10 protein-coding genes and 1 pseudogene are annotated in these 12,011 nt (G+C 55.5%); 6 read left to right on the forward strand and 5 right to left on the reverse strand.

Annotation, left to right across the window (positions count from 1 at the left end):
• The 3 genes from AB2B41_RS22155 to AB2B41_RS22165 form a co-directional block, all read left to right on the forward strand.
• Positions 1–279: integrase core domain-containing protein (locus AB2B41_RS22155; protein ID WP_367880007.1), on the forward strand; the 279-nt coding region annotated here is incomplete at its 5' end.
• Between the two features lie 298 nt (positions 280–577).
• A complete protein-coding gene (locus tag AB2B41_RS22160) occupies positions 578–1,963 on the forward strand; it encodes a hypothetical protein (protein ID WP_367880008.1) in 1,386 nt (461 codons plus the stop codon).
• A 165-nt stretch (positions 1,964–2,128) separates the two neighbouring features.
• Positions 2,129–3,103 carry an alpha/beta fold hydrolase gene (locus tag AB2B41_RS22165; protein ID WP_367880009.1) on the forward strand — a complete coding sequence of 325 codons (975 nt, stop codon included), beginning with the start codon at positions 2,129–2,131 and terminating at the stop codon, positions 3,101–3,103.
• 206 nt (positions 3,104–3,309) lie between these two features.
• On the opposite strand, the gene AB2B41_RS22170 is transcribed toward AB2B41_RS22165, so the two are convergent.
• The 3 genes from AB2B41_RS22170 to AB2B41_RS22180 form a co-directional block, all read right to left on the reverse strand.
• The gene (locus AB2B41_RS22170) at positions 3,310–4,335 is read right to left on the reverse strand and encodes a patatin-like phospholipase family protein (RefSeq protein WP_367880010.1); all 1,026 of its coding nucleotides are present in this window, start codon (positions 4,333–4,335) and stop codon (positions 3,310–3,312) included.
• 187 nt (positions 4,336–4,522) lie between these two features.
• The gene (locus tag AB2B41_RS22175; RefSeq protein ID WP_367880011.1) at positions 4,523–6,667 is read right to left on the reverse strand and encodes an ATP-binding protein; all 2,145 of its coding nucleotides are present in this window, start codon (positions 6,665–6,667) and stop codon (positions 4,523–4,525) included.
• Entirely contained in the window at positions 6,664–7,512 is an 849-nt protein-coding gene (locus AB2B41_RS22180; protein WP_367880012.1) for a response regulator transcription factor, read from the reverse strand. Before AB2B41_RS22180 ends, AB2B41_RS22175 begins: the two co-directional genes overlap by 4 nt.
• Positions 7,513–7,592: 80 nt before the next feature.
• Here AB2B41_RS22180 and AB2B41_RS22185 point away from each other — a divergent pair, with 80 nt between their 5' ends.
• Positions 7,593–8,282, forward strand: coding sequence for an adenylate/guanylate cyclase domain-containing protein (locus tag AB2B41_RS22185; protein ID WP_367880013.1), 690 nt, complete (start codon positions 7,593–7,595; stop codon positions 8,280–8,282).
• Between the two features lie 49 nt (positions 8,283–8,331).
• On the opposite strand, the gene AB2B41_RS22190 is transcribed toward AB2B41_RS22185, so the two are convergent.
• On the reverse strand, positions 8,332–9,102 hold the full coding sequence (locus AB2B41_RS22190) for a DUF5765 domain-containing protein (RefSeq protein ID WP_367880014.1): 771 nt from the start codon (positions 9,100–9,102) through the stop codon (positions 8,332–8,334).
• 57 nt (positions 9,103–9,159) lie between these two features.
• Here AB2B41_RS22190 and AB2B41_RS22195 point away from each other — a divergent pair, with 57 nt between their 5' ends.
• Positions 9,160–9,984 (forward strand): class I SAM-dependent methyltransferase, encoded by an 825-nt coding sequence (locus AB2B41_RS22195; RefSeq protein ID WP_367880015.1) that lies wholly within the window; start codon positions 9,160–9,162, stop codon positions 9,982–9,984.
• Between the two features lie 194 nt (positions 9,985–10,178).
• Entirely contained in the window at positions 10,179–11,183 is a 1,005-nt protein-coding gene (locus AB2B41_RS22200) for a fatty acid desaturase (RefSeq protein WP_367880016.1), read from the forward strand.
• 504 nt (positions 11,184–11,687) lie between these two features.
• Here AB2B41_RS22200 and AB2B41_RS22205 read toward each other — a convergent pair.
• Positions 11,688–12,011 (reverse strand): annotated as a pseudogene (locus AB2B41_RS22205) (recombinase family protein); the annotation flags it as partial.

The following is a 12,011-nucleotide window of genomic DNA, read 5'->3' on the forward strand; positions in this document are numbered from 1 at the left end:
GCCAAAGACGTCCGGGCATGGATCGAAGCCGTGGGAGCCAGGACGGCCTTCATCGAACCGGGCAGCCCGTGGGAGAACGGCTATGTGGAGAGCTTCAATGCCAGGTTCCGCGATGAACTGCTGAACCGAGAGCTCTTCTACTCGCTGAGGGAGGCTCAGATCATCATCGAAGGCTGGCGGAAACACTACAACACTAAGCGGCCCCACAGCGCTCTCGGCTATCGGCCACCGGCTCCTGAAACCATCGTCCAGATGGACCCGAGGCCAGTCATGCACTAACAATCAAGTCGGACCAGTCAGATCAGGCCATCCACCTGAGAAAAACATCTCGCACTTTGGGATGGGTCAGATGTTCGACAGATAAAGCATTCAATAGAAGTCTGATGGCCACAGCTCTTCCAAGTTTCATCGCAAAGAAGACACTTAGTCTGCCGTATGCTGAAGGCTAACGCGAAGCCAGTTGTCTCCAACAATCTTGAATGTCTGCGACCGCGTCGAATTTGGGATAAAAGTGGCAATCTCACGGAATTATTGCATAGTGGCATAGTCAGATTGCACTTTGTCGAGGGCCAGAACCATGAAGACAGACTACCTCGTCATTGGTTGTGGTGCCTCTGCCATGGCTTTCGTAGACACCATGTTGATCGAAACCGACGCAACCTTTGCCATCGTGGATACGCGAGATGCGCCGGGTGGGCATTGGAACGATGCCTATCCATTTGTTCGTTTACACCAACCTTCACGTTACTACGGCGTTATGTCGCGACCACTCGGTCGCGACAGGATCAATGAATTTGGCCCCAACGCCGGATTTTTCGAGCTCGCGTCAGGGATTGAAGTCCTAGCCTACTTCCATGCGCTGATGGATGAGGTTTTCTTGCCGTCTGGCCGTGTCACCTGGCGGCCCCTCTCAGAGTGGCGCGATGACGGTGGCGTGATCGTCAACCTGATGACTGGTGAGACAGAGCGGCCGGAGGTTTCAAGGGCAATCGTGGATGGCCGCCGCCTCGGCACTGAGATCCCTCTCACTTATCGTCGCCGTTTCGAAGTGGCCGACGATCTTGCCTGCATTGCACCAAACGATCTGCCTCGTCAGGCTGCCCGCTACTCAAATTTTGCGGTGATCGGTGGAGGCAAGACAGCAATGGATACAGTCCTTTGGCTTTTACACCATAATGTGGATCCGGGCTCTATAACCTGGGTACGACCCCGTGACTCTTGGTTGCTCAATCGGCGCATATCTCAACCCGGTATCGAGTTTTTCGACGACATGATCGGCGCTGTTGCACGCCAGATGGAAATTCTCGCCGAGGTCCCAGACCTCGATGCCTTTGCGAAAGAAATGGAAGCCGAGGGGTTCTGGTTGCGACTTGATAAGGACCATTGGCCGGAAATGATGCATCAGGCGGTGACCTCTGAAGCCGAAGTTACCGCGCTTTCACGGGTGGAAAACGTCGTCCGAATGGGCCATGTCCGTCGTGCTGAACCAGGTCGCCTCATCTTGGAAAAGGGGGAAGTGGCGTTACCGAGTGATACGCTTGTCATCGATTGCGCTGCGAGTGCTGCGGCAGCCAATATCGATGATCGCGCCCCTGTATTCTCTCCCGGCCGCATCAATCTGCAGATGATCCGCATGACACAACCAACCTTCAGCGCGGCGTTGATTGCACATTTGGAGGCCACCGTCCAAGACGAAGAAGTGAAGCGTCGGGCGACCGGCGTCACGCCTATGATTGATACAGTCGCCGATTGGGTAGACCGGCGTCTGACGACCTCCCTCAATGAGCTGGCTTTGGGAGAAATAGACGGGGTGAGCGACTGGCTTGCGGCCTGCCGCCTGAATGCTTCGGCGCACGCCCTTTCCGAGTTGGACCCTTCCGATGAAGAAAAAATGGCCGTTCTGGCTCGGCTCAGCGCTGCAACACCAGGAGCACGGGAAAATATGCGCCGGTTGGTGAGCTAACGTTTCGAGACTTCGTTCACTTCCGACTTGGGGTTTATCTCTCAACCGCCGCTCTGGAGACGTTTCATACATTTCAGCGTCTGTAGTAGAAAATAATCAAAGGAAAAACATGTGCTTCACACCAAAACATAAATGCCAACGCAGCGTCTCTCCAGCGCGCATGACATGAACGATCAGTTCGGCCACCACACGGTAATCGCCAATGGCATACGCCAACACTACGTGGAGATAGGTGAAGGCCCGATTGTATTGCTCTGCCACGGGTGGCCTGAATCCTGGTACTCCTGGCGACACCAGCTGAGAGCTTTAGCAAAGGCAGGCTATCGCGTTGTTGCCCCAGACATGCGTGGGTACGGCAGAAGCTCCCAACCGCGCGAAGTAGGCGCTTATGCGATTACGTCTCTCGTTGGTGATATGGTCGGCCTCATCAATTCGATTGGAGGCGAGCAAGCGGTGATTATTGGCCACGACTGGGGTGCACCGGTCGCTTGGTACAGCGCGCTGATGCGTCCAGACCTTTTCCGCGCAGTCGCAGGATTGAGCGTCCCTTTCAGGCCTCCTGTCGCCCTTCCACCCGGCGTGAGAATATCGGACATGTACCGGGCGCAGAGCGGTGCACGGGACTATTATCGGCTGTTCATCACAGAAGGGTCGCAAGCTGAAGCCGAGGCGGAAGCCGATATTCGAAGCTATTTGCTTGGCCTGCTCTACTCCGCTTCCGGTGACATTGGTCCTGAGAAGCAATGGGACGGTTTCATGGACAGAGGCAGTGGCATCCGCGCCTGCCTCACGGTTCCTGACGACCTGCCTTCATGGCTGAGCGAAGAGGACCTTCTGTTCTATGTGTCAGAGTTCGAGCGAACCGGGTTTACTGGCGGGTTCAACTATTATCGTAACATTGACGCAATCACTGCCCAGCTTGCACCCTTTGTCGGGAGAACAATCGAGCAGCCAAGCTTCTACCTCTGCGGCGAACATGATCTGATCGCAGGAAACACACCAGAAGCCCACGCCGACATGCGGAGCTCGCTTCCGGATCTGCGCGGTCTCCACGTTCTGGCAGGAGCTGGGCACTGGTTGCAGCAAGAACGATCGGACGAGGTCAATGAACGCCTGATCGATTATCTTGCGAGTTTGTGAACACTTCTCTGGAAGATCAGGACATAGACAAGCGCTATCGACGGCGCAACAGCGCCTCCACGCAATCCGGATAGTTCACAAGCGTCTTACCCTGCCCGACGCCCTTACGGTGAAGATATCAACCTCGCGATCAACGGTGCAAATCCGTTCTGTCAACGAACCGTCCGCATAGTAAGGAAGTTGGCACATGACCGGGCGCAGCCGGGTCACCAATTCTCGACCATCGCCTTGGCTCGTTCCCAAGCCGGGCTAGCCGTTGCGTCAGCGATTGCCTTGTCCATGATCTCATAATCCTCGCGGTCGAACTGGTCCGGCATGACGGCCCTTTCCAGCACTGGGTTGATACGGATCAACCGGTCGCCGAGCAGGAGCGCAGTCAGGTTTCCGATGTTCTGCGACGTGAGTTGGAGCATCATGTTGATGATCGGGAAAGGAGGCACCTGCGATCCGCTGGGTGTCGGCCACAGCCAGCGGATTGAGCCCCAGGAAGTGGCTTTGCCGATATCGGCAGTGTCGATGCCGACAGACGCAAACCCCGTGCCGAACGAAATCACCTCGATCTCGCTCACGTCAGATGCAAGCCTAGCCTCCAGCGCCACCTCTACCCCGTCTAGTACCGGATTGTTCGCAAAGACCCCGCCGTCTGCGAAGAAGCCCCTGCCCGGGATGGCGTGTGGCGGGAAATAGATGGGTGCAGCTGCACTGGCCATTGCGGCATCGGCAAGCCGGACGTTTGTGTAGTCACTACCCACCTTATGGGTGTTCAGTGTCTCCGATGTCCAGCGGGCAGGAGTCGTTTCTTCGTTCCAGAGCCGAGCAGCGTTCACAGCAATCATTGTGTCATTTATGTCACCGAAGGTCCGATCGCCGAGATAATCCGATAGCGTCCGTTTTAGCCCCTCGAATGTGTATTTCGAGCCCAGAAATCCAGCCGCTCGCAGGTCAGGATTATCCGGTTCACCGGGATGCACGACACTTGGTGCGGTCCCAACAGGAAGCTTATTGGGCGTGAAGATTTCCGCCGCGTGATCGCGGTAGATGCATACCAAAGTCTCGATATTCACGCCGACGCCCAGTCCGATCGAGATGAGCGAACCGGTCGAATTGCCGGAGAACCCGTCGATGTTTTTCAGCAGCTTGCCGTTCGTAGCTTCGTTCAGCCGCGCGATCAGCGAACTAGAAATGTAGCCACGGACGCCGCCGCCGTCGCAAGACAGAAGTCGGAAAGCCATTAAATTGTCCTCTCTTTCAGGCCTGCGGCCCGTACCGCGAGCATACCACATCCGTGCAGGCTATCGATGCTTCTTCGCGGATCGCCTGGATCGACTTGGCACCCGGGACCATGTGGGCCCGTCGAAGGCGCAAGACCCGCAGGAACACAGCCGGGAGGACTACTGGCGTTCCCGCCAGTCAGTACGATTACGACGTTTTGCTTTTCAGCCGCGAAAGGACGCTTTCGCATCGCTCGAGTACATGACCCACATTTGCGACCGAGCCCGTGTCGTCCCGCTTCAGCTGATCTTCGACCGTCATAGCAGCTTTGGCCAGCTCGGTTTCGCCAAAACTCGCAGCACTACCTGATATCTTGTGGGCCAGATATTGCATCTTATTCCGCTGGCCGTCTTTTGCCGCTTGTTTCAGTTTGGCGTAGTCCTCTTCCAGCGTCTCCTTGAACGTCACCAGAATCTTCTTGAACTCATCCTTGCCGAGGATATCCCTCATTCGTGCTGCCCGGTCGGCATGTGGCAGAGGCCCTGCAGAAGCACAGCTCGTATTCTGCTCGAGGGCCTGACGCATGGCGCCGTAGAGGAGTCTTTCGTCCAAAGGTTTTGATACGACGGCATCAAAACCGGTTGCCGCATAGGTCTCGAGGTCTTCGGGCATGACGTTCGCGGTTACGGCGATGATCGCCGTCTTGCGCTCAGGCTGACTAGCGTGCGCGATGGATTTCAGCTCGCTGGCCAGAGTGATCCCGGTCATATCGGGCAAGCGGATGTCGGTCAGGATGCAGTCCACTTCCGACGGCCGAAACCCGTCGATCGCGTCGGCACCAGTCGACGCTGTGATCACATTATGACCGTCGCTTTCCAGCAGGCTCTTGAGCACTTCCATGCTTACGGGGTCGTCTTCGACAACCAGAACGTTTTGGTGCGAGCCGACCGTACTTGCTAATTCCGGCAAGTCCGATCGGGTGGGCCGATCCGTGACGATCTTGAAGGGGAGCATCACGCGGAACGTCGTCCCCTCGCCCTCCTTGCTCTCGAATTTCAACTCACCACCGAGTGAGGCAACCAATCCGTGAACGATGGAAAGACCCAGCCCGGTCCCGCCCGCCTTGTAAGTGTCGACATTAGTGGCCTGCGCAAATGGTTCGAAGACTTTGTCGAGCTGGTCGTCTGGGATTCCAATACCGGTGTCGCTGACCGTAAAGGCAATTGAATGAGGTGATTGTTCGAATGACAGCGACACGAACCCTTTGTTTGTGAATTTGACCGCGTTGCCAAGCAGATTCAGAAGTATGTGGCGCGCATGTCCGGCGTTTCCGAGCACGAATATCTGTTCGTCGAATTTTGGGATGTTCAGCTGCAAGTTCTTTGACCGGGCCAGCGGACGCAAGACGGCCTCGAGATCCTGGAAGATCTCCAAAAGATCGAACGGCTCAAGGTCGGTTTCCTGCGCGTTTTCTTCCAGTCTTGCTATGTTGAGGACATCATCAATGAGGTTTCTCATAGCGAGGCTCGACCGCTCGATCTCGTCCAGCCGCTGATTGAGCGTCATGTGGCCCAGCTCTCGCAATTTGATTAGCCGAATGTTTCCAATGATCCCGTTGAGCGGGGTGCGCAATTCGTGGCTGGCCGTGGCCAGGAATTGCGATTTCGCATCGCTTGCGCGTTCGGCATCCCGGCGGGCCTGTTCCAGATGGATACTCTGAACGAAGTTAGCCCGCAGCGTCCTTTCGGAAAAGTACTTGGCATACAAGCCCATCAGGACGACCGAACAGAGCACGAATGAGGGCGCGATCCAACTCGCCGCGTCCCCATTTGCTCCGGAATTGTCGAAGATGAGATAGTAGGACACCGGCATGAAAAGCAGCAATTGCAGTGCCGCAGAATGCAAGAATACGAAAGGAAGAAACACCGTTCCCGCAAGACTGATCAGCGCAAAGCGGTACAGGAATTCCTTGGATTCGTGCTGTTCGGAAAAGGCGAAGGCGGCCCATATGATCAGGTACATCAAGGACCAACCCACCGATATCACGATTGGCAGGGACCGAGCGGGAATCCTGTGCGAAAAGAAAAAAAGCCCGCAGATGAAAGAAATGATAGTGAGCCGCGCCAGCCAGACGGCTAGGTCCGCGCCCGAGAACGATCGGCTCTTCAGGACGAAAACCTCCAGTATAGCGAAGATGACGTAGAAAGACGCGCCAAACAGCAACGCCGTTCGGAATTGGCCGCGGGTCGAATCAAAATACCAGTCGCGATACCTGCGCTCCAATTCACCTTCGACGAATTTCTGGGAAACCGGATTGATAGGTTCATCATATATGTGAGCCTGCATCTTCATGTCCGGTCGACACCCAACCGATATCCCATGCCCTGAACCGTGATGATGATCTTTTTTCCGTCGCTGCCGACCGACAATTTCTTGCGGATCTTAGCGATGAGAGAGTCGATGGTCCGTTCGCCCGCATCGTGCTCGGGTGACAGGGCAATGGCGTCCAGCAATATGGCGCGCGACAAAACCCGCCCATTCGCATTCACAAGGGCAACCAGAATATCGAATTCGGCGCGCGTAAAGGTTTCGGTTTCTTCCCCGTCGATCCAGACCTGTCGGCTATCTAGATCAATTTCGACACTACCAAGGAGTATGCGTGCATTGGCGTCAGCGGCATCACTTTCTGACGAGGCACGTCGTAGGACCGCCTTGATCCGGGACATCAACTCGTCGGGATCGAACGGTTTGGTGATGTAATCGTCGCCGCCGATATCGAGCCCACTGATCTTGTCGTCGACGGAGTCGCGCGAGGATAGAAAGATGATCGGCGGCAACGCTGATTTCGCGCGCATCGACCGTGCAAGAACCAACCCGTCCTCATCCGGTAGCCCTAGATCTAACAAGGCCAGGTCTACGGACTTCGCGGCGAGCAGAGAGCGAGCTTCGGCGACGGTGGACGCTTGCAGTACGGAAAAATGTGGTCGAAGGAACGCGGTCATCAAAGCGCGCAGAGACGCGTCATCCTCAACCAGCAATATGTTCCTTTTTCTCACGGCGTATGTCCCGACTTGTAATGCGGGTCTGCACGTCCGAGCGCCTAAACGCGGCAGACCTTGGATAGACCTTACTTCTTTGTGAAGGCAAAGTCTTGCTGAGCACAGGCGCTGCTTGCGAGAAACCGGTCCTGGCGACATTCTGTTAACATCTTGGTGGCGTGGCGTTGAAACACGTCATCTACGTTACTCCCATGATCAGTCGCAGGGGGCGAGTCACCATGATTACAGTCTTCAAAACAGAAGAGTTGTCGACCCGGCCGCCGCAAGTTGCGAATATGGCTGTGCCGGTTGCCCCGGCGGACGGGTCGTCAAACCTTGAGGATGACCCGCGCAGGGGCGGCACACTGGCCGCGCTCTTGTCCGTTCCAAAAGACGATCCGGACGAGGTGAGGGTTCCTGCCCGCACAGCCGTTCGGAACAGTAACAAGAGCTTTCTGACCACGATCCTGATCACGGATGTAGTCAATTCGACCGAAATGGCCGCCGAACTAGGCGACGCCAAGTGGCGTGAAATCGTGAATCACCATGACGCGATCGCAATGCGCACCGTCGCCCGCTTTGACGGCACGCTTCTCAAATTTCTGGGAGACGGTTTCATTTCCACGTTCCACCGGCCGAGTGACGCAATTGCCTGCGCCATGGCGTTTCAGGCGGAAATTAAACAGCTTTCCCTCTCGGTCCGGTCTGGGATCCATTCCGGTGAGTGCCTGCGGACCGCCAACGACATTACGGGCATCGCAATTGCGATTGCGGCACGCGTACTGAAACAGGCACCGGCAGAAGCCGTCTGGGTTTCGAGCACGGTGCGTGAACTGTTACTTGGATCGGGCTTGAACTTTGTCACGGTCGGGTCGCGGAAGCTGCGCGGCGTGCCGAATGAATGGGTGCTGTATGAGGTCGTCGATTAGAGCGCTCAGACGGAAAGCCATCGACATCGGGCCCTAGCCGATTTGGTCATCAGTTTCTTGCCTGTCTGCGCAGTAAATCCCAGAGTAGCCATTTGTCGGTGCGCATGACGTCCCTCAGGGGTGTAAATACGACGAGCATGACGATCCCAAGAGAGAACAGGCACCAGATCGCAGGGAACTCTGTCGGGCTGTCCGTGGTCAGCCAAGCGAAACTGGGGCCGATTGCCAGTTGGTAAAGAACAATCCGCCATGCCCCGAAAAGGATCGGCAGGCCGAACATCACCAAAGTGTAAACCGGCAAATTTAACTGGACGTGTGCGCCAAGCAGTGCTGCAGGCACACGTTCACCGACATCGTTCATCGGAATATGCCATCCCAGGTGCCAGGATTCACGCATGACGCAAAGCTTTTCGCTGCATAGGACACGGCCCAATCGGCACGGTGCGGCCCAATCGAAAGGATAGACCTGTATTAGCAGGTACGCCGCGGCCAAAGATCCCGCGACAATAGACACAGGCAGATAAACCTTGCGCACATCCGACGGTATGAACGCCCCGGCAAAGCAACAGACAACAAGCGGTTGGAAGGCGATGTGGATGTAGGCAAGCAGCGCGGCCACTTGGTTTTGCGGTAGTGCGCACTGCCCCACGAACGAGTAGGAATACCCCTGCAGAACTTCGATGGCAGTGAAGTACATGAGCGGGGCCCATAACAGTGGGCTGTCGCCACGCCTGATCGACGTGGCCGTAGCCGCGACACCGACCGCGGCGATCGCGAATGATGCCGGTCCGCTCCAACACATGGCCTGTCTCGCCTGCATCCTTTGGATATGTCATCATTAGTATGCATCAGATGCGCGCGCGAGAAAGGACTTTCTGTGACAGAAGATGTCTTACAAGACCTTGCGACATTCGATTTCCCGCTGAAGGACATCTGGATCAGCGCTGCACGATTTCATCATCAAAATCTCGCGCAGGATATCCGTGGCCTCCCGGATGGAGCGCGTGTTCTCGAAATCGGCTGCGGCGCCGCGATCCTGATGACGATGCTGAGCAAAGAAAACCCGAATATCCAACTGGAGGGTATCGAGCCCCTGGCAGACGGCTTCGACAAGATCGCGACCCCACTCGAGCATTTTCAGAAGCGGGGCGCAGATGTCATCCGCACGACATACGAGGACTTTGAGCCATCCGAACGGTATGACCTGGTTTATCTGGTCAATGTGCTCGAACACCTCCGGGACTGGCGTCATTTTCTTGCTACGCTGCCCCGCTTCTTAAAGCCAGGTGGCCGATGCCTGGTACTTTGCCCAAACTATGATTTTCCTTTTGAGCCCCATTTCAACCTTCCGGTGATCGCCTCGAAATCCACCTTGGCTAGAATATTTCGACGGCGCATTGCCTATGTTGAAAACACCTATGGTGTGCATGGGCTGTGGGACAGCCTGAATTTTGTGCGCTTGTCGGAGATCAAGCGGCACCTGTTAGAAACGCCGTTCCAGTTGAACGTCCGCCATGAAGTGTCTGATCGGATGATTGAACGATTTTCCTATGATCGTGTCTACAAACACTATTTCCCACTGATAGGCGCCTTTGGCGCGATTTTGCGAGTAGCCGGTGTGACGCGGCTCTTGCGGCACAGACGTCTAGAAAATCTGCAACCGTATATGTTCCTTGAACTTACACATTCCCACAGCCTCTGATTGCACTCTGTGTCGGCAGGCAACCAATGTTGCACAGGAACTGCGTGTCCGAGTACTGTACTAACGAAGCGGTCTTTTTTTGGTCGCCGCTGTCGGCATGCCGCAAGCCCGAGTGATCAGTTCTGATAGAAGCCCATTTTAGGCGGGCGCTGATTATTAGCTGTAGGGGACGAACTTCAAATAGAGGTTTTCGAATGCACACAATTAGATTTCCTCACGATTTTGCTCGACCCGATGATCAGAGGGCCTCGACCGAACTCGTCATCAGCATCGCGATCTTGCTGGCCGGTTTGGCTGTTCCGGCACTCTTTCCGGGATCGCTGTTGTCGTTTGTCGCGGGAACGATCTTTATCGCAGTGGGTATCTTGCGGCTGTACTCGATCCAGCACGATTGCGGGCACTACAGCTATTTTTCGCACCGACCTTTGAACACATGGGTTGGAAACGGCATCTCGGTCTTTTCCGGCATTGCGCACAGCGTTCTCAGGCACAATCACAATCTGCATCACGCGCATCTGAGTGACCTGCGCCACCGAGATGTCCATGAGATCTTTGTGATGACGGCACAAGAATACAGCAATGCTTCAACCGCAAAAAAGATCTATTACCGGATTTATCGCCATCCATTGACGCTTTTTCTGCTGGGCCCGTTTATCATCTACTTCATAAGGTACCGATGGCCCCGAAACACTAAAGATGTGAGCGTCTTGGATGTCCTGTTGCAAAACATCGCAATGTTCTCGTTCTGGGGGGCGATTGTCTTGTTCCTTGGATGGTGGCCATTCTTTTCACTGATGGCGGCGAGCTTTCTGGCCGGAAGCCTCGGCATCTTTACCGTCTACGTCGGGCACAATTTCGAGCACACGCACTGGGAGCGCCCCGATCGTCTCAACATTCGGACCGCGGCGCTTAGTGGCGCCAGTTCCCTCAGGCTTGGTAAATGGTTTGATTTCACGCTGCTGAACTTCGGGTTTCACGACCTGCACCACTATAACACGCGGATACCGTGCTATCATCTCAAGGCCTGCAATGATGCGATCGGAAGTGGTTGGAACCAGGCGACTCTTGGCCCGTGTGAAGCGATTGCATCGCTGAAATGGCGGCTGTGGGATGAAGAGCGGAGGATCATGATCCCGTTTCAAACGACATTTCTGCAGGATGTTTTTTCGGGAAATGGCCGGTTTGCCTTGAAACCCTAACCGTCCGCAACGCGTCGCGGCCTTCAGAGTGGGTCGCAGGTCATGCTGACTAATCTTTAGGCTGCTGGATACTGAGATTTTCCGGCACTTGCGTTGGTTCACAATGTAAACTTCCCTGATCTTCCGTTCTTTTTCCCTGATAATCTGAAAAAATTCCCTGTTATTCCATTTGGAGATTCCAGGCGCAAAGCATTGTTTTCTCTGCAAATCTGGGTCGCTAACGACCAGAAACTACGGAAATTTCAGCTATTTCCCTGTATTTTCCCTGTTAACAGGGAATTTCTCGCGGAGACTGGATGGCTCGGGACTGCGTGCACAGCCACACACTTCCTCGATTTCAGCTTACGACGCGCTCCCGCGCATTAAGTGCGCAAGTTCAGCCACTTAGGGCACGGGGGTTCGCAGTGAGACCTCGTGTGGAGGGCAAACCCGGCCATTTCCAGCCCGCAGTCTCTGTTTGCCATTCCGGCGGTACGAGTTTGGTATGTTTTGGAGGAGCTTGGGTTACAGCTTCGCGAACTGCGCGCGCTGTTCTGACCATATGGCCGGAACACCGGTCTTGATCAGGTAGTCGGATGTCAGACCTTCCGGCTGTTCACCGGCAGCGATAGCATCGGGCACATCCGGTGCGAGCATCGCCAGATCAACCACATCCTGGATGCGCCGCTTCGATGTGCCCTCGGCGTTTGCAATCTCCGCAAAGGTCATTCCAGCAAGGATCAGCGACATCCACTTTTGCGCGTTGACCACATTCTGCACGAGCGTTCGGTCGATCTCAGCAGGTGCGTCTCCGAGATGCAGCTTCAGCTCCACGCCCCGCCTGCGCAT

It is taken from the genome of Sulfitobacter sediminis (assembly GCF_040811725.1).
Lineage (GTDB): Bacteria > Pseudomonadota > Alphaproteobacteria > Rhodobacterales > Rhodobacteraceae > Sulfitobacter > Sulfitobacter sediminis.

Bases quoted from the DNA above. Each gene is read 5' to 3' on its own strand.
- AB2B41_RS22160 (WP_367880008.1), top strand. From the start codon at position 578: ATGAAGACAGACTACCTCGTCATTGGTTGTGGTGCCTCTGCCATGGCT.
- AB2B41_RS22165 (WP_367880009.1), top strand. From the start codon at position 2,129: ATGAACGATCAGTTCGGCCACCACACGGTAATCGCCAATGGCATACGC.
- AB2B41_RS22170 (WP_367880010.1), bottom strand. From the start codon at position 4,335: ATGGCTTTCCGACTTCTGTCTTGCGACGGCGGCGGCGTCCGTGGCTAC.
- AB2B41_RS22175 (WP_367880011.1), bottom strand. From the start codon at position 6,667: ATGAAGATGCAGGCTCACATATATGATGAACCTATCAATCCGGTTTCC.
- AB2B41_RS22180 (WP_367880012.1), bottom strand. From the start codon at position 7,512: ATGTCGCCAGGACCGGTTTCTCGCAAGCAGCGCCTGTGCTCAGCAAGA.
- AB2B41_RS22185 (WP_367880013.1), top strand. From the start codon at position 7,593: ATGATTACAGTCTTCAAAACAGAAGAGTTGTCGACCCGGCCGCCGCAA.
- AB2B41_RS22190 (WP_367880014.1), bottom strand. From the start codon at position 9,102: ATGCAGGCGAGACAGGCCATGTGTTGGAGCGGACCGGCATCATTCGCG.
- AB2B41_RS22200 (WP_367880016.1), top strand. From the start codon at position 10,179: ATGCACACAATTAGATTTCCTCACGATTTTGCTCGACCCGATGATCAG.